Annotated in this window: 16 protein-coding genes; 10 read left to right on the top strand and 6 right to left on the bottom strand. The window is 47.1% G+C overall.

Going from position 1 to position 18,476, the window contains the following annotated elements:
* Nucleotides 1-169 precede the first annotated feature (169 nt).
* From C1N53_RS15975 to C1N53_RS15990, 4 genes are all read left to right on the top strand, one after another.
* Nucleotides 170-3,232 carry a PAS domain-containing protein gene (locus C1N53_RS15975; protein WP_137760265.1) on the top strand — a complete coding sequence of 1,021 codons (3,063 nt, stop codon included), beginning with the start codon at nt 170-172 and terminating at the stop codon, nt 3,230-3,232.
* Between the two features lie 24 nt (nt 3,233-3,256).
* Entirely contained in the window at nt 3,257-3,664 is a 408-nt protein-coding gene (locus C1N53_RS15980) for a response regulator (protein WP_137760266.1), read from the top strand.
* Nucleotides 3,665-3,966: 302 nt separating this feature from the next.
* A complete protein-coding gene (locus C1N53_RS15985) occupies nt 3,967-4,803 on the top strand; it encodes a hypothetical protein (protein WP_137760267.1) in 837 nt (278 codons plus the stop codon).
* Between the two features lie 248 nt (nt 4,804-5,051).
* The gene (locus tag C1N53_RS15990) at nt 5,052-5,567 is read left to right on the top strand and encodes a hypothetical protein (protein ID WP_137760268.1); all 516 of its coding nucleotides are present in this window, start codon (nt 5,052-5,054) and stop codon (nt 5,565-5,567) included.
* A 114-nt stretch (nt 5,568-5,681) separates the two neighbouring features.
* On the opposite strand, the gene C1N53_RS15995 is transcribed toward C1N53_RS15990, so the two are convergent.
* Nucleotides 5,682-6,272: a hypothetical protein gene (locus C1N53_RS15995; protein ID WP_240773244.1), complete on the bottom strand. Its 591-nt coding sequence runs from the start codon at nt 6,270-6,272 to the stop codon at nt 5,682-5,684.
* Between the two features lie 159 nt (nt 6,273-6,431).
* Between C1N53_RS15995 and C1N53_RS16000 the strand changes: the two genes are divergently transcribed.
* Together C1N53_RS16000 and C1N53_RS16005 are read left to right on the top strand one after the other, a co-directional pair.
* Nucleotides 6,432-7,013, top strand: a complete 582-nt coding sequence (locus tag C1N53_RS16000) for a uracil-DNA glycosylase family protein (protein WP_137760269.1) — start codon at nt 6,432-6,434, stop codon at nt 7,011-7,013.
* 111 nt (nt 7,014-7,124) lie between these two features.
* Complete coding sequence (locus C1N53_RS16005) at nt 7,125-8,273, top strand: pyridoxal phosphate-dependent aminotransferase (protein ID WP_137760270.1); 1,149 nt, start codon at nt 7,125-7,127, stop codon at nt 8,271-8,273.
* A gap of 3 nt (nt 8,274-8,276) precedes the next feature.
* On the opposite strand, the gene C1N53_RS16010 is transcribed toward C1N53_RS16005, so the two are convergent.
* The gene (locus tag C1N53_RS16010) at nt 8,277-9,503 is read right to left on the bottom strand and encodes an ABC transporter permease (protein ID WP_137760271.1); all 1,227 of its coding nucleotides are present in this window, start codon (nt 9,501-9,503) and stop codon (nt 8,277-8,279) included.
* A 106-nt stretch (nt 9,504-9,609) separates the two neighbouring features.
* Here C1N53_RS16010 and C1N53_RS16015 point away from each other — a divergent pair, with 106 nt between their 5' ends.
* On the top strand, nt 9,610-10,383 hold the full coding sequence (locus C1N53_RS16015; protein WP_137760272.1) for an amidohydrolase: 774 nt from the start codon (nt 9,610-9,612) through the stop codon (nt 10,381-10,383).
* A 14-nt stretch (nt 10,384-10,397) separates the two neighbouring features.
* Here the strand turns inward: C1N53_RS16015 and C1N53_RS16020 are convergent, their stop codons facing one another.
* Both C1N53_RS16020 and C1N53_RS16025 read right to left on the bottom strand, forming a co-directional pair.
* Nucleotides 10,398-10,790: a hypothetical protein gene (locus C1N53_RS16020; RefSeq protein WP_137760273.1), complete on the bottom strand. Its 393-nt coding sequence runs from the start codon at nt 10,788-10,790 to the stop codon at nt 10,398-10,400.
* Entirely contained in the window at nt 10,790-13,033 is a 2,244-nt protein-coding gene (locus tag C1N53_RS16025; protein ID WP_137760274.1) for a T9SS type A sorting domain-containing protein, read from the bottom strand. Before C1N53_RS16025 ends, C1N53_RS16020 begins: the two co-directional genes overlap by 1 nt.
* Before the next feature lie 175 nt (nt 13,034-13,208).
* Between C1N53_RS16025 and murF the strand changes: the two genes are divergently transcribed.
* Nucleotides 13,209-14,495 carry a UDP-N-acetylmuramoyl-tripeptide--D-alanyl-D-alanine ligase gene (gene murF / locus C1N53_RS16030; protein WP_137760275.1) on the top strand — a complete coding sequence of 429 codons (1,287 nt, stop codon included), beginning with the start codon at nt 13,209-13,211 and terminating at the stop codon, nt 14,493-14,495.
* 135 nt (nt 14,496-14,630) lie between these two features.
* On the opposite strand, the gene rfbC is transcribed toward murF, so the two are convergent.
* Together rfbC and C1N53_RS16040 are read right to left on the bottom strand one after the other, a co-directional pair.
* Nucleotides 14,631-15,173 (bottom strand): dTDP-4-dehydrorhamnose 3,5-epimerase, encoded by a 543-nt coding sequence (gene rfbC / locus C1N53_RS16035; RefSeq protein ID WP_137760276.1) that lies wholly within the window; start codon nt 15,171-15,173, stop codon nt 14,631-14,633.
* Between the two features lie 21 nt (nt 15,174-15,194).
* Nucleotides 15,195-16,310 (bottom strand): glycosyltransferase family 4 protein, encoded by a 1,116-nt coding sequence (locus C1N53_RS16040; protein WP_137760277.1) that lies wholly within the window; start codon nt 16,308-16,310, stop codon nt 15,195-15,197.
* Nucleotides 16,311-16,637: 327 nt separating this feature from the next.
* Between C1N53_RS16040 and hflX the strand changes: the two genes are divergently transcribed.
* On the top strand, nt 16,638-17,828 hold the full coding sequence (hflX, locus tag C1N53_RS16045; protein ID WP_137760278.1) for a GTPase HflX: 1,191 nt from the start codon (nt 16,638-16,640) through the stop codon (nt 17,826-17,828).
* 140 nt (nt 17,829-17,968) lie between these two features.
* Nucleotides 17,969-18,466 (top strand): histidine phosphatase family protein, encoded by a 498-nt coding sequence (locus tag C1N53_RS16050; RefSeq protein ID WP_137760279.1) that lies wholly within the window; start codon nt 17,969-17,971, stop codon nt 18,464-18,466.
* Nucleotides 18,467-18,476 lie beyond the last annotated feature (10 nt).

Consider the following 18,476-nt stretch of genomic DNA (forward strand, 5'->3'; position numbering starts at 1 on the left):
CATAGCGTGAGCCATATACAACTATGCAAGAAGGAGAGCAGAACATTAGCGAAAGCTATGTTGTGCTTTCCTACCTGCAAAAAACTAGAACACAAATCGCCTCCTGTTTCTTTCTGATCATTATAATTGCTTATATTTATTCATAAAGGCAGTATAGCTTTGTATGTAAATGGAAAATACTTCGGCTTTGCAGGATAAATTAAATTTTGAACATCTCTTTCAGGCACTGCCGGGGCAGTATATTATTTTATCGCCTGAACTGGAGGTACTGGCCGTAAGCGATGCTTATTTAAAAGCTACTCATTCGTCCCGTGCTATGCTAGTAGGGCGGCATATCATGGATGTTTTCCCGGACACTGCCGCACCCGGCACCCGCAAACCCGAAGAATCACCTGAGTACTCGATGCTCTATGCGCTGAAGTACAAAAAAGATCATTCTTCTCCGGCTGTGCGGTACGATATACATCACCCTGAAGGCGGAGGGCACATAGAACAACACTACTGGCACCTGACAAGCAAGCCCATCTTAAACGAAACCGGAGAGGTTGCCTATATTATACACGAAGCCCGCGATATTACAGAGCAATACCTGATGGAGCAGCAGGCAAAGTCAGCGCAGGAGAGCCTGCAGCGCATGGCTAAAGTTGCCGGTGGTGCCGTGTGGGAGTATGATGTACCCAGAAACAAACTTATCTGGAGCGAATCCTACAAAGACTTATTCGGCTACAAAGACAGCTCGTTGGAAGTAGACCCTACTACCTGGGATGAGCTGGTGCACCCGAACGATTTGCCCCTGATACGCCACAACATAGATGTAGCCGTCAGGTCCAAAGCCAAAACCTGGATGGGAGAATACCGCTACCGAAAAGCAGATGGCACCTACGCCGATGTGATAGACCATGGGTATATTCTGTACGACAGCCTGAAAATGCCTATGCGCATGTTTGGCACTATGGTAGATGTAACCTGGCAAAAAGACTACGAGCGGGAACTACAGGAAAGCCAGAAACGCTTCGAGCTGGTGGCCATGACAACCAATGACGTTATCTGGGACTGGAACCTCCTGGATGACACTATCTGGTGGAACGAAGGCTTTAAAACATTATTCGGTTACAAAGAAGAAGACATAGAGCCAACTGTTATTTCCTGGACCGGCCGCCTGCATCCTGATGATATGCAACGGGTAAAAGGCAGTATTTACCAGGTTATAAACGGAGGCGATACATCCTGGGAGTGCGAATACCAGTTCCGCTGCGCTGATGGCTCCTACAAAATAGTTCATGATTCAGGGCATGTAATCCACAACAATGAAGGCACGCCAGTGAGAATGCTGGGTGCCATGCGCGATATTACCGAAAACAGGAAGTATGAGCTACAACTGGAGGATAACCTGGCCATGGCCCGCCAGATACTCGAATCGCTGCCACACCTGGCTTGGACAGCTACTCCCGATGGCGCTGTTAACTACTACAATCAGAACTGGTACGACTATACGGGCTTAAGCTTTGCAGAACTTGGCGCATGGGGCTGGGCCAAAAGTATACATCCTGATGACTACCCGGCAACGCTGAAGCTTTGGGAAGAAGCCATTGCCACTGGCAAGGATTATATGGCAGAAAACCGGTGGCGTTCCATGAGCACAGGAAAATACCGCTGGTTTCTGGCCAGAAGCCTTCCTATCCGCGACAGCAATGGGCACTTAACCATGTGGGTAGGCACACTTACAGATATTGAAGATCATAAGCAGGCTCAACTGGCTCTCCAGGAAAGCAAGGATAAATTTAGATTTTTAGCCGAATCTATTCCTCAAATGGTATGGAGCGCCAACCCGGATGGCCATATTGACTATACCAACCACCGCTGGTACGAATACTCCAAAATGGATGAGGAGTCGCTGGGCTTCGGCTGGGCACCTGCTATACATCCTAATGAACGCCAACTGCTCATTGATACCTGGATGCGTTGTGTTCAGACAGGTGAAAAGCTCGAAATGGAAGTTCGCTTTCAGGATACCGAGGCCAAAACATACAGGTGGTTTCTTTTGCTGGCAGAACCTATGTACGGCAACGGCGGCGAAATTATGAAATGGTTTGGCACCGCCACCGACATTCACGAGCAAAAACTACTGAGGGAGCAGCTGGAGGAATCAGAGAAACAATTCCGATTTCTGGCCGAGTCTATTCCTCAGATGGTCTGGACCACGCGCCCCGATGGCTACCACGACTACTTTAACCAGCGTTGGATGGATTACACCGGCCTTACCATGGAAGAAAGCATGGGCATGGTATGGAGCAAACTGGTACACCCCGACGACCGTGAAAGGTCTAAGACCCGCTGGCTGCACTCCCTGGAAACAGGAGTATTCTATGAAGTAGAGTACCGCTTTAGGAATGGCCATGACGGCACCTATCGCTGGTTTCTGGGGCAGGCCATTCCGATGCGGGACAGCGAGGGCAACATTGTGAAGTGGTTTGGAACCTGTACCGATATAGAAGACCATAAAAAAGCCGAAGAGGAGCTGGTGGAGAAGAACCTGGAGCTGGAACGCATTAACCAGGACCTGGATAGCTTTGTATACACAGCCTCTCACGACCTGAAACTGCCTATCATCAACATGGCGGGTATCTTTGAAGAACTTATTCAGTCTGCCGATTTTAAAGATCCTGATGCTCCTAAAATGGTGGCTATGTTTAACAAGTCGCTGGAACAGATACATGGTACCATTCACGACCTGGGCGAGGTAGTAAAAGTACAGAAAGCAAAATCCAAAGAGCAGGAACTCGTTAACCTGGAAGAGCTCACCGAGAATGTAAAGTTAAGCATACAGGACATGCTAAAGCATTCTAATGCCACTATTATTACTAACTTTGAAGCTGCACCGGAGCTGGCATTCTCCAGATCGAGCCTGAGAAGCATTTTTTACAACCTGATCAGCAACGCTATTAAATATCGTTCGCATGAGCGCCAGCCGGAAATACACCTCAGTACAGAAGTTAAAGGCGACTTTGTAGAGCTAAAAGTGCAGGACAACGGTTTAGGAATCGATATGAACAAACATCAGAGCAAACTGTTTCAGATGTTCAAACGCTTCCACAATCATGTAAACGGTTCAGGTTTAGGTTTGTATATTGTAAACAGGCTGATAACCAACAATGGAGGTTATATTAATATCGAAAGTACTTTAAATGAAGGGACAACCTTTTACCTTTATTTCAAGAAAAAGAAAGTTTAACCAGCAGTATCCACATTAAGGAATATGAAGCCGCTCACAACAATACTTTTAATAGACGACGACGAAACAACAAATTACTTGAATCATCGTCTTCTTTCGCGCATGAACATTGCAGAGGAAATACGTGTGGTAACTAACGGTGAAGAGGCGCTGGAGTACCTGCAAAAGGCATTTGCCGGAAGCGTGGAGTATCCGATGCCCGACCTGATTTTTGTCGATATTAAGATGTCGGTGATGGATGGTTTTGAGTTTCTGGATGAGTATCAGAAATTCGATGAAGACGATAAGAATCAGACTGTGATGATGATGCTGACCTCCTCCGCCAGCTTTTACGACCTGGAGCGGCTTAAAAAGTATCCGGAGGTGCGCAAACATTATTCCAAGCCCCTGGCCGAAGCCGACGTACGGGAAATTCTGGCTGAAAACTTCTAGACACGATACACATTATAAAGCAACAGGCGCTTCTGCACAAGAGGCGCCTGTTGCTTTATACCCCCGATGCTCCGGCTTTGCGGCAGCTATCTAACAATACCTCAGAAAACTTCGTAAACAGAATAGCTTATACCGCTAAAGTGTAAGCACAAGCAGTCTGTATGTTTTCAACTTTGCTTCTGTCTGAGGCGAGGTTAGCACCCAAAACGAAGAATGCCTAACACTGCCATTCATTCCGGTGCTCCCGAAAACATTTCACGCTTGTTAGTTAATGTTAATTACACAAGATAAACCATAAAACTATGATGGAACGCGAAGAAAACCGAGGCCGGCCAGGAGCTAAGAACCAACAGATCGGCAAGGAACTATATAACCAGGACAGAAGAAACAACGAAGACAATGGGCAGGGCCAAAGCCGCTATGGCTACAGAGGCAACCCTTCTCAGAGAGATTGGGACGAAGGCAACTTCTTCCATACGGGACCAAGTAACCGTGGTGCGCAGGATCAGCGCCACCCACGCGATTACGACCGGGAGCATTACAGAGGCGGAAGCAGCAACAGCTCGTACCAGCAAGGGCAAAATGCTCACCTGAACGACCACTACGGCAGCCGCTCCGACAGCCCTTACCGGAATGAGCGATCTTACCTGAACCATGGCGACCGCGGGCATAATCAGAACCAGTACATGCATGGCAATGCGGGCGGTTCTCAGCCGGGCAACTATAACGAGCTGCCTTCTTCACCGGATAAACTGCACCGCGAAGGCCCGGGCACCCGAAGCCGTTACAAAGAATCAGACTACCGTTATGGCAGCGGCTCCCACAATTGGTACAGAGAGAACCGTTACTCACCGGATGAAGAAAGAGAGTCGCGCGACGACAGAGGCTTTTTTGACAAAGTGCGCGACGGCTGGAACGACATTATGCACTCAGATGACCCGGATTACCAGCCAAGAAATCGTGGCAATGAGCGCCAGGCAGAAGAGTTAAGCAGCAGAAAACGTTATGGTGGTGAGCAGTACCGCGACAGAAATTACAACAACGGGTATGAAGGTGGTCCGCGCTGGGCAGATGAAACAGACTCAGGCGATGATGATTACTACAATAATTCTGATCGCAACCAACGTTATCGTAGATAAATCGTATACAAAACCAGATTAGGTAGATTTGGTAGTAGATTACTTTTAAGTGATTTTTTTAATAAAGCCAGCATTAAGCTGGCTTTATTTGTTTTATAGCAAAAACTTTGCTTATTTTATATTGATATAGCAAATTTCTACTTGATTGTTTTCATTTTGACATCTGTTCTGCTGAACAACTCAAGTGTACACCCGTACATTCAGAAATAGCTTAGTCCCTGGTATTCACAAAATTAAAACTTTTAGAAATGCGTTACGAGGAAGAAGACCAAAGAGAACAGGATTACGACGAACACCCCGAGCACAGAGATAGCAGAGGTGAAAGAGCACCACGAGAAGGAGAAGAGTTTAACGACTTCAGAAGCCGTTGGGATGAACCTGTACCTCTTTTCAGGAACCAGCGCCGACGCTTCTATGAAAATGACGACCAGCCTTTCCGCGAGTACATGAACCAGCGCCACCCCGAAGACCTTCGCCGGAGAGAGGAATGGCGCCCACAAAACCGCAGAGAGGATTACAGAGAACAAGAAGGCAACAGGTATGATGGCTCCGGGCAGGAACCCAACTGGCGCAGACAAGACGTAGATTTTAACGAGGAGAACCAGCATGCCAACGACCGGTGGTCTCAGGACAACTACATGCCACACCCTGAGCGCCAGCGGGAAGAGTATGAGCGCTACAGATGGGAGCTTGAACAAAGACGCAACCGTTTACGCAACAGGCAAGGCTACCGTAATGGCGAAGAACACGAAAGAAACGATTGAAGCTATAGCAGACAGGAGTTAGCAACTTAAGCTTTCTTCTTTTGTAGCCTATGCAGCCGCACCGGCTCTCAAATGTATAATACAGGCCCGCGCTTTAGCGCTGGCCTTCTTTTTTTAGAACCGGTGCCTTATACCCACTCCGAAAGAGATAAGCTCCGGCAAACCCGGCACCAGGTTTACAGACAAATCATTCTGAGCTGAAACTTTATAATTATACTCAAACTCACCTCCATACCAGTAAAACTTATATTGCCAGTCGCCACGCCTTCTGAAATAGCCGTCATCCCGGTATCCCTCCAGGCGGTTCCAGTCGCGTCGGTATACAAGAGTAGGGCCTATACCCCCATTCAACGAATGTTTCCCTTTTTTGAAAATCTGCCCGCGCCAACCGATATGCGTAAAGCCTGCCAGCGAAGCAGCGCAATCTCCATAAAGCCCTTGCTCCACCCGAATGCTCATTACATCACGCTTAAAGAACCTGTCGTAGCCCACTATAGCACCGTAATTAGCCACCAATACTCCGTTATCATCCACTCTGTTAGGAAAAATCTCAGGATAAGGGCTCTGCTTCAGATGCACACTTAAACCAAACATCTTTACCGTAAAAGCATTTTTGTAGATTAACTCCTCCTGCTGGGCCAGTACCTGCTCTGCAGCAGAACACAGGCAAAGTATAACTAATAAAACTAGCTTTTTCCTTAACATATACTCCTGCTATACTAGAACACCTTGTTTAAGTTAATATAAAGCACAGAAACAGCTCTCACGAATAGTCTGCGTTGTTCATATCAGGCCTTTCTTTAACTTTCAACTTTCCCCTCTCCTGCTGTATCTTTGCCATCTCGTTTACCTGCATTAGTAACCATGGAGCAGTTGGAAAGTTTATTGGCGAAAGTTCGTGCCTGCCGCATTTGTGAAGAAAGCCTACCCTTAGGCCCTAACCCGGTAGTAAGAGCCGCCGCTACGGCAAAGCTGCTTATAGTAGGGCAGGCGCCCGGTACCAGGGTACATGCCAGCGGCATTCCGTGGGACGACCAGAGCGGCAAACGACTACGCCAATGGCTGGGCATTGATGCTGCTACTTTTTACGATACTTCTAAGGTTGCCATTATTCCGATGGGCTTCTGCTACCCCGGCAAAGGTAAAAGCGGCGACCTGCCTCCCCGCCCGGAATGCGCTCAACATTGGCATCAGCTGCTCTTAGCGCAACTTCCTGCAATAGAACTAACGCTTCTGGTTGGCAAATACGCACAGGATTATTTTCTGGGGCACACTGCAAAAGGCACTTTAACAGAAACCGTTGCAGCCTGGCAATCGTATCTGCCTCACTATATGCCCATGCCCCACCCTTCGCCTCGTAACCAGTTCTGGCTTAAACGGCACCCATGGTTCGAAGCAGAGGCAGTACCAGCGCTTAGAAAAACAACAGAATACTTATTGCAGTAAACTCACTTGTAGAATTACCGTTGCGAGTGAGTGTATAATGAATTATTTGCATCTTCAACAGATAAATTATAACGCTGATCTTAATACCTTTGAGCATTAGCTATTCACCCGATGATAAACTACCCTTCCAGCAAATTACCTGATATAGGCACTACTATATTTACTGTTATGTCGGCTCTGGCTAACGAGCAGCAAGCTATTAACCTGTCGCAGGGTTTCCCGGACTTTAACTGCCCGGAAGAACTGGTAGAGCTGGTGGCGAAGTATATGCGCGAAGGCTATAACCAGTACGCGCCTATGCCCGGGGTGCTGCACCTGCGCGAGAAGATCAGCGAGAAAACAGAGAAACTATATGGCTACCGTCCAAATCCTGAAACAGAAGTAACCGTTACTTCTGGAGCAACGGAAGCTTTGTTTGCAGCTATTACAGCAATTGTAAAGCCAGGTGATGAGGTAGTGGTGCTGGAGCCCTGCTACGACTCTTATGCTCCGGCAATCCGTTTAAGCGGCGGCGTACCTATTTATGTATCACTTGCGCTGCCGGATTTCCATGTGGATTGGGAGCAGGTAAAAAAGCGTATCTCATCCCGCACCAGGCTGATTATCATGAACACGCCCCATAACCCGACAGGTGCCGTTATGACGCAGCAGGATATGCAAACTTTAGCCACTTTAACCAATGGCTCTGATATTTTTGTGATCAGTGATGAGGTGTACGAGCATATGGTGTTTGATGAAAGACAGCATACCAGTGTGCTGCAGCACCCGGCATTGCGGGAGCGAAGCATTGCCATCTCGTCGTTTGGGAAAACCTACCATACTACCGGCTGGAAAATAGGATATGCCATAGCTCCACCTGCACTTACCAACGAGCTCCGCAAGATACACCAGTACCTTACCTTTGCATCTCCTACTCCCCTGCAATTAGCCATTGCCGATTTTATGGAGAACGAAGAACATTACCTCCGTCTGCCAGACTTTTATCAGCAGAAGCGGGATCTGTTTATGGAGCTGGTACAGCCTTCCAGGTTCGAGTTAATCCCTTCTGCCGGCACATACTTCCAGTTGCTGAAGTACGACGCTATTTCAGATGAATACGATGTGGATTTTGCCAAAAGACTAACCCGGGAGATTGGCGTTGCCGCTATACCTGTATCAGCTTTTTACCACGACAAAGCCGACCACAAGTATCTTCGTTTCTGTTTTGCCAAAGGAGAAGATACGCTGCGTAAAGCGGCTGAAAGGCTGGTACAGCTATAGATTTTACTCTCTGCGGATAGCTTCGACCGGATCTAGTTTAGCAGCTCTCATGGCAGGATAGGTGCCAAAAACAATACCAATTATAATGGCTACAATAGTAATTACGATGAAGGTATTCCAGGTATAAGCTGCCTCGAAGGGTACATCTGCAATTGATTTGATAATGGGCACAGCCACCATAGAAAGAGCAATGCCCATTGCCAATCCCAGCATACTACCTAAAAAAGATACTGTAACTGACTCCGACAGGAACTGCAGCATAATATCAGATTTCTTGGCCCCCATAGCTTTTCTCACTCCTATTTCTACCGTACGTTCTGTAACAGAGATGAGCAGCACATTCATAACGCCAATACCTCCCACAAGTACAGATATACCTACAATCAGCCCCATTACAACCCTAAAAAGAAGAAATCCTTGTGCCGCCTGTGCTACTCTCGCCTCATTTGTTCCTACATTAAAATCTGTGCTATCGCTTTTAAAGTGATTTGTTAGCCAAGCCTCTACCTCTGTTTTTAAAGCAGGTACATTCTCAACGCTTTTGGCTTCAATCATACAAACTGGTGGCACCGTCTTCAGCTCCTCATCCGTTAATATCGTAATCGGAAAATAAACCTCTGGCGTTTGTGTATTATCATCAACTAAGACACCTATGATTTTTAGTTGTTTTTCCTTGAAGACTATAGTTCTTCCCAGAATATACTGAGCCGAATCTTTACCTAATACCTGCCTGGCAAAAGCAAAATTTACATACGCTACAGGATTACGTTCTGCAATATCATTCTCTGAAAAAGGTTTACCATGCCATATAGCTGCTTCATGCCAACTGCTGGCACCTTTCCCGACAAGCAAAGCTCCTACCGCCAAACCTTGCTCTGCTATGGTAACTTCAGCATTTTGTCTATTCCCAATAAAGCCGCTTGCAGGATAAGATAAGGAAGCGGCAAGCTGCGCAAAGTCGTTATGTGTGAAGTAAGCGTAATTTTCCTTTTTCAGCCATACATTGTTTACTCTTTTATTTGTATTGGTGGCGATCATGATAGAATTAAGGGAAGTAGTACTCGATATCTGTTCATGCGCATATTTCTCCAACCCATCAATCAGCGACAGTACAACAACCAATGCTGCCACACCTATCACAATACCCAAAACTGACAGTAAAGTATGCAACAGGCGCGCCCTTGTATTTTGCAAGGCCATTAAAAAGGATAGCAGGATTTTCTTAAGCATAGGTCATTCTCTAAAGCATAACTATATTGCTAAAAAATTTTCATCAAACCAAGGGGATGAGTAATTTAGAGATCAGGAATTAAATTTCTTACTTCTGCAACCACCCATGCAAGACTTAACTGTTACCATCGTTCAAACCACGCTACACTGGCATGATGCAGCCAGCAACCGGCAGATGTTTACCGACAAATTAGCCACGGCTGCTCCTAAAACCGATTTAATTGTACTGCCAGAGATGTTCCCGACCGGCTTTAGCATGGAGGCCGCTTCTCTTGCCGAAGAACCGGAAGGAGAAACATTGGCGTGGATGCAGAAAATGGCAAAGCAGCACCAGGCAGTTATAACGGGCAGCCTGATTGTAAAAGAAGGAGAACACTACTATAACCGCCTGCTGTGGGTAAGGCCGGACGGCAGCTATGCCAGGTACGATAAAAGGCACCTGTTTCGGATGGCTAAGGAACACCATACCTATACGGCAGGCAAAGAGAAGCTGCTGGTAGCGCTAAATGGCTGGAAAATATGCCCGCTGGTATGCTACGACCTGCGTTTCCCGGTGTGGAGCCGCAACAGGAACAACAGCTATGACCTGCTTTTATATGTGGCAAACTGGCCTAAGCCCCGCAATGTGGCCTGGCGTTCTCTTTTACAGGCGCGTGCTATAGAAAACCTGGCTTATGTGGTGGGTGTAAACCGTGTAGGCACAGATGGAAACGGCCATCCTTACTCCGGCGATTCTGCTGTTATTCACCCCAAAGGTTACAAGCTGCTAGAAACAACCGAACAGGAAGGAATACACACTGTTACCTTAAGCTGGCAGGAACTGAAAAGCTTTAGAGAAGCCTTTCCGGTACACCTGGATGCAGATGATTTTACGATGTAAATGTAAAGCTCATACTACGCTGAAAAGAACTGCTGCACTGCTGCCTTCAACTCTGCGTTGCTGCGTATAGTTGTAAATTTCATATCAGGCCTTGCTTCAAAAACCCGTTGCAGCCGCAAATGCTCCCCCTGTAGTACAACCAGCCTGTTGAGGTGGGGCATAAGCAGCTCCTGCAACAATGGCACTACTCTGCCAAAAGCCGCCTGACCTTCTGCTTTCAGGCAGACGATACTGGCCGTTGCTTCGCGTAATAACCGCAGCGCATACTGCTGCATCAGTTCATCCGACTGTGCATCCAGATCGAACGGAACTACGTTGGCGTACTGCTGCTTTACCCAATCCAGCATAGGGTCACCAAAGGTAATAGCTCCTGAGTCTGCTATATGCACAAGTATAAAAGCGCGCATCAATTTAAAACCACCTTTCTAACCTGGTGCTTACCTTCCTGTGAGGTAGCCCTCAGAAAATATACACCACTTCTTACCTGAGGCAACTTCAGGCTATGCACCTTTTGCAATCTGCTACCTGACGAGTAAACTTTTTTGCCAACAGCATCATATACCTCCACCGCGACATCCACGGTTGCCTGCACCCTGAAAGTTTCTTCTGCGCGGGTTACATCGGCAGGATTCGGGTACACCAGTAAATGAAACGCTTCTTCTGCCGCACCAGGATTATTGTCTCCTCCTGCGGTTTGCTCTAACAGATATAAGCCTCCTCCCTGTGTACCAATGGCCGCAAACAGCTTCCCTTCATCGCCTAAAGCACCAATGGCTATTCCCAGGTTCTTACCGAGTTTAGTAGGTTGCACCTGTTTTGTCAGGTTGTTTTCCAGCAGGTTCGTCTGCGCCTCAAACAAAGCGTTCAGGTCTTTCGTGAAGTCTGTGTACACCCGTATTGCGCCACTGTTATCTACCGTTACCAGGTCGGGAGTGCCGTTGCCGTTTAAATCGGCTATAGCAGGATAAAGGCTATACCGGAAAACATTGTAGCTGATACCGCCTAAGTCATCCCTCTCCTTTACAAAAACCGGATTACTGATGCTGCCCGTATTCCGGTGGAACTCCAGAAATCCCAACGTTTTGCCAATAAGCATATCCAGGTCTCCGTCTCCGTCTACATCTGCAAAACATGGAGAATCGCCAGGAGTTACCGCGAGAAGAGGCCATCTGTTTGCCCAGTCCAGTTGCCATTCCTGCCCCGGCTCACCTGTATTTGAAATATAAATGATCTGAGTAGCTCCCGTTTGTTTATCTGAAACAGTTAAGACTAGATCTGCCGCACCATTGCCGTTTATATCAGCAAAAGCAGGTTTTATATCTACAAACCCCTGCCCGGCCAGCCCCAGGTAATTATCTGATATGAGGGTAAAAGCCGGTTCGCTGGCAGTGCCAACATTGCGCAGATAGGCCAGGCTGCCTGTGTAGCCTCCATTCCTATAAGAGCTGCGGTTACCTATCAGCATATCCAGCTTTCCGTCACCGTCGAGGTCGGCAAAAGCCGGGTAAGCGCCATCGCCTAAATCGAGCATTTCTTTTTGCAGAAAATTGTTCTGCTCATACACAAAATCCGGATGATCTGCCGTGCGGTTATTTTTATACAGTAATACAGAACGCTGCAGCTCTACTTTGTTTTCAGTGTTATTACTGCTGTTAGAGGCCACAATTAAATCCGGAATGCCATCAAATGTTACGTCTTCGTAATAGGCAGCAGGAAAAAGATTGAGTTGGGCAGGCGAAGTGTTCAGCGGGAAAAGCGGCTCAAAGCTATCCATATAGGCTACCGTTTTGCTGCCTTTGTTTTCCATCATCACCAGGTTATCGCACTCTACGCTGCCAATCAGCAGGTCTTTCACCCCGTTCCCGTTCAGATCTATTGTGAGTAAAGAAGAACCGTCGTGGCCAGAATGTAAAGGAGCTGCCACACGGCATTCCACATGAAACATAAAGTTGTTGCAGTTCTGGTTTTCGCATTCGTATATGCCACCCCACTGTTCACTCTCTTTCACAAACTTTAAAGTGCCGCAGCTTAACCCTTCCTCTACCTGCACATTCCGGTAATACTCCAGCACAGTTCCCCTCGAGAACTCTGTAATCAACACATCCAGGTCTCCGTCTCCATCCATGTCCACTATAGCAGGAATGTCATCGCTCAACATCAGCATGTTAATTTCCCTGCCTGTGGAGCCTGCATAAGTTAACTCCGGGTTATCCAGCACAAAAGCGATTTGCCCGTTTTCTCCTATAGTTTGCTTATAAGCCCTTATACCTCCCAAACCATTGGTAAAAATATCTTTAAGGCCGTCGCAGTTATAGTCGCGCAACAGGACCCAATACTCCAGATCACCGGGAAACAGCGCCTCGTATTCCGGTGCGTATTGGTAACGCCACTCCCCCTGCTGCTGCACTGCCAGGTAGGTGAACACCTTGCCCTGCATCCTGTCAAATACAAAAAGATCTTCCCGGCCATCTTTATTCAGATCGATGGCAGAGAACTGAGGGGTGCTAAGCCCCCCGCTCCAGGGCATGGGAATGTTACTAGCTGCTAGTGTTAAGGGTATATCCAGGCGCTGCCGAAACTGCAGTGAATTTTGTGCCACACTCAGAGAGGCAGTACAAAACCAGAAAAGCAGGGTAAACAGGTGTTTCATATTGTATATCGCATGGCTCCAGTAAAACCGGGTGTATATTTTTAATTCGTGCAAGCTGACTTGCAGCTTTCAGCTTTTGCGGTTTTGAACGTATATTTGCCAGATAAGCTGCTGCTTATTCTTAACGTCAGAAAGCAGTGTTATAGCGTTTCATCAAGCTAAAATTAAGCATTTCATGCCACACAGTATCGACTTTCTTTATCAAAAATACCTGGAGTGCCGCCATGTAAGCACCGATTCGCGTGCCGAGCAAGACCAAAGCCTGTTCTTTGCCCTGAATGGCCCCAACTTTAAAGGAGCAAAATTTGCAGAACAGGCTTTGCAGAAAGGTGCCCGGTATGCTGTTGTAGACGATCCTGCTATGGCCTCTGCTAATTGCTTTGTAGTAGAAGATACGCTGCAAGCTTTGCAGGACCTGGCAAGGCACCACCGGCAGCAGCTTAGCATACCTGTTATTGGCATTACAGGCAGTAACGGCAAAACAACTTCTAAAGAATTGGTACATGCTGTGCTCAGCCAAAAGTTTAATACGCTTTATACGCAGGGCAACCTGAACAACCACATTGGAGTGCCACTCACTCTCCTGCGCATAAAACCAGCGCATGAAATGGCTATTATCGAAATGGGCGCTAACCATATAGGTGAAATTGCACTGCTCTGTAGTATAGCACTGCCTACGCACGGCATGATTACGAACATTGGCAAAGCACATTTAGAAGGCTTTGGCAGCCTGGAAGGTGTTGCACGTGGAAAAAGCGAATTGTACCTGCACCTCGACCAGTACAGCGGAACAGTGTTTATAAATACTGGTAATGAGCACCTGGTACGCATGAGCCGCCGCATAGCGCAAAAGATTACCTTTCCTGCCGCCAACGACTTTTACCACAGCGAATTACTGGAAGCATCGCCTTTTGTTGTTTACCGCGATGAAGAAGGCAACACCGTACAGACACAACTGGTAGGCAGCTATAACTATGAAAACATGGCTGCAGCTGCCTGTATAGGCAAGTATTTTGGGGTGCCACTGGAGCAGGCTAACGAAGCTATTGCAGGCTATAGCCCTGTTAACAACCGTTCGCAGGTATTGCAAAAAGGCAGCAATACGTTACTGCTCGATGCTTATAATGCCAACCCAACCTCTATGGCTGCAGCACTTCGCAACTTCGGAGGCATGAACGCCCCCAGAAAAGTGGTTATTATAGGCGATATGTTCGAGCTGGGAGCAGAAAGTGAGGCAGAGCATCGTGCCATAGGCGAAATAGCAGCAGCCCAACCTTTCGATACTGTTTTGCTTTGCGGCAAAGACATGCGATATGCCGCCACCGCTAAAGAAACCTTTCTACACTTCGAAACCAAAGCCGATTTACAGCAATGGCTGCAGGAACACCCTGTATCTGAAAGCTATATCCTGATAAAAGGCTCCCGGGGCATGGGCCTGGAAACACTGGTGGAGCTGTTTTAGTGTGCTAATTTATTAGTTAGTTAATGTGCTAATTTATTATAAATGAGACGTCAGAGGTACTTAGCAATATCAATTTTGCAAGCTACACTACCTTTTACACTTATATATTAGCACATTAACTAATTAGTATATTCATCAAAATGGTGACTCAAAGTCTTTTAGTAACGGCAGTACTTCGTCTTTAGGCGATACTAACGGTGTGGCAACTCCCCAGTCTATTCCTATAGCGGGATCGTTCCAGATAATGCCGCCTTCAGATGCAGGATTGTAGAAGTCGGTGCACTTGTATAAGAAAGTGGTATTGTCTTCCAGGGCCACAAAGCCATGCGCAAATCCTTCCGGAATATAGAACACATTCAGCTTCGCTGCATCCAGCAGACAAGTGGCATACTGGCCATAAGTAGGAGAGCCTTTCCGCAGATCAACTGCTACGTCTAATGCCCTTCCGCTGGATACACGCACCAGCTTCCCCTGGGCATAAGGCGGCTTCTGAAAGTGCAGCCCACGCAGTACGCCTTTTGCGGATACAGACTGGTTATCCTGCACAAAATTTGGCTGAATGCCAAAAGGCTCAAACCATTTCATGCTGAACGTTTCCAGGAAAAAGCCTCTGTCGTCTCTGAAAACGCGAGGTACAAATTCGATCAATCCTTCTATCGGAAAGGTGTTATGTTCCATCTTAAAGTCTATAATGATTTCTTATCTGTTACCAGCTGCCACTGCTTTCAGGGCACAACGGTACTTTTCAATTACAAAACTATCATTAAACCTGTGTTCGGCAATGGCTCTGCTGTTTCTTCCCATCTGCTCCAGCTCTTCGTTGTTCAGGTCAAGCATCTGCAGCATCTTATCAGCCAAGTCGCCGGCATTTCGGACGTTACACAGAAATCCGTTTTTCTGGTGCATCACCACTTCTCTGCAGCCGGGAACATCGGTAGCGATAAGAGGTTTTGCCATCGCCGCTGCTTCCAGCAACGATTTCGGAGTACCTTCTCTATAAGAAGGGAGTACCACCACATCGGCCTGCGCTATAACGGGAGCTACTTCATCGGTACTGCCTACATAGGTAATACATCCTTCCTTTATCCATTGCTCCAGCTGCCAGGGCTGCACCCCGGAAGGATTCTGCTTATCTATGGCCCCTAGTATACTGCATTTCACATCCGGATGCTTCTCTTTTACCAGCTTCGCCGCCTCCACATATTCTGCTATTCCTTTATCATATAACAGCCTTGCCACCATCAGAAAAGTAAATGGCTCATGGCGGACAAATGTTGTCGCAGGCCGGAACCGTTGCAAGTCTACCCCAGAACCGGGCACCAGATCAGTCCGCTCCTGCTTTACCAGCCCCTTCTTCAGGAAAAGTGCTCTGTCGTCGTTGTTCTGGAAAAACACTTTTGCCGGAAACCGAAAAGCCAGCCGGTATAGTTGCATGGCAACAGCTGAAACAAAGCCTATGGCTAAAAACACAGTGCCCAGGCCTGACACATTATTGACCGACGGGATACCAGCCATGCGCGCAGCCAGTGTACCATAAATATTAGGCTTAATGGTATAATGCAGCACCACATCGGCTCTAACACGTTTATACACGCTGTAAAGTTGCCAGGTAAGCCATATATCCTGAAACGGGTTGGTATGGTTACCCATTTTAACCGGCACAAAACGACAACCTGCCTCCTTCAGCTTCTGCGAATAAGCATCTGCCGGCGCAATTGCTATTATTTCGTGCCCCTCTGCCTGCAGCGCTTTTAACAGGCTCATGCGAAAGTTATAGATGTTCCAGGAAGAGTTGATTACAATTGCAACACGCATACAGATTCAGGAAACAAACTGGCAGAAGACAAAGATAAGGCTCTTCTGCTTATGAAAGCCTAAAACGGTGAATTTGCACATCCTCTTAAAAAATAAACTAACTTGCAACCAATCCGGCCACCAAACATGTTACTATATGCTGGGGCTGACTGAAATATGGCTGCTTTAACAGACAGCCAGGTGTAGCCAAAGCCTTATTTATTTACGTAAAGAAATACGCTGCTATAAAAACGAATTAGTTACAGCCTGCCCTACCATAGGCCATTCTATACAAGAAGTATGGCAGTACAGGCGGCAGCTTATAAGATGATATTAATAAACTACTGAATGGGGAAACAACAGTTTTATGAAACCGCAAAACCACAGGAAACGGCTGTACTAGTGGCCGTGCCTAGCTACCGCCAATCTGACGAGCAGACCGCTGAGTACCTCGACGAGCTTGCTTTTTTAACAGAAACGGCTGGAGCCAAAACAGTGCAACGCTTTGTGCAAAAGCTTGATAAGCCGGATACCCGCACCTTTGTTGGTAGCGGCAAACTGGAAGAGATAAAGGCTTATGTAAAGGAGTTTGATGTAGATATGGTGATCTTCGATGATGACCTGAGCCCTTCGCAGGTGCGCAATATTGAGCGTGAACTACAGGTAAAAATTGTAGACCGAAGCTTGCTTATACTGGATATTTTTGCCCTGCGCGCTAAAACAGCCCAGGCACACGCACAGGTGGAAATGGCGCAGTACCAATACCTGCTCCCTCGCCTGACCAATCTCTGGACTCACCTTTCCAAACAAAAAGGTGGTATCGGCATGAAGGGTCCTGGAGAAACAGAGATTGAAACTGACCGTCGTATTGTGCGCGATAAAATTTCCTTGCTGAAAGACAGGCTGACCAAGTTCGAGAAGCAGAACTTCGAGCAAAGAAAATCGAGGGGTGGCATTGTGCGAACAGCACTGGTGGGCTATACCAACGTGGGCAAGTCAACTATTATGAACCTGCTCTCCAAATCGGATGTATTTGCCGAAAACAAGCTTTTCGCTACCGTAGATGCCACCGTGCGCAAAGTGGTGCTGGACAATGTGCCTTTCCTGTTATCAGATACGGTAGGGTTTATTCGTAAATTACCTACCAAGCTGATCGAGTCGTTTAAATCTACGCTGGATGAAATCAGGGAAGCAGACCTGCTGGTGCACGTGGTGGATATTTCGCATCCTTCTTTCGAAGACCACATTGCCGTTGTAAATGATACCTTAAAAGACATCAACTCGGCCGATAAGCCTGTGCTGCTGGTGTTTAACAAGATAGATCAGTACCTGGCACAGCGTGAGCAGGAACTACAGGAAGAAGGCGCAGTACATGTCCGCCCTTCGCTGGACGACCTGAAGGAAACATATATGGCTAAGATACATGCTCCCGCCCTCTTTATCTCTGCTACAAATAAAATTAACATAGAGGAGCTGCGTAATGAGCTGCAGCGACGTGTAGCGGAAATACATTTTGAGCGCTATCCTAACAATATATAAAGCAGTGTATTGGCCGCAAACCGGAGGCTGTAATAGCCAGGTATAAGCTGAGACAACTATTTTCGGGTGCTTACAGTAAGATACAAAAGCCACGGCGGCTACAGCTATGTAGCCACAGTGGCTTTTGTAATTTATGACTTATGAAGACCCTATACATTGTACGACATGCCAAATCGAGCTGGGAGTTTGAAGACCTAAGCGACCACGATCGCCCATTAAATAAACGTGGCCGAAATGATGCGCCACTTATGGGCCAGGAACTTGCCCTGAAAGAAATTAAGCCCGCTATTATTGTTTCGAGCCCTGCTGTACGCGCTATTTCTACTGCCAGCCTTATTGCCAAAGAACTGGAATATGATGCAGATGATATCCGTATAGACGAACGCGTATATGGCGCTACCAAAGAAGACTTGCTGGAAGTAGTGCAGGAAACCCCGGCCGAAGCTAATAGCTTGATGCTGATCGGCCATAACGATGCCATCTCTGAATTTACTAACCTGCTTTCGCCTGAACCGTTAGCAAACCTGCCAACTGCAGGTATTGCCGCTCTTTACTTCGACTGCGAAAGCTGGTACGACATCAGACGTGAGAATGCACAACTACTATTTGTAGACTTTCCTAAAAACCATAAAGAATAAACTACCTGCT

The organism is Pontibacter sp. SGAir0037 (assembly GCF_005491705.1).
Classification (GTDB): domain Bacteria; phylum Bacteroidota; class Bacteroidia; order Cytophagales; family Hymenobacteraceae; genus Pontibacter.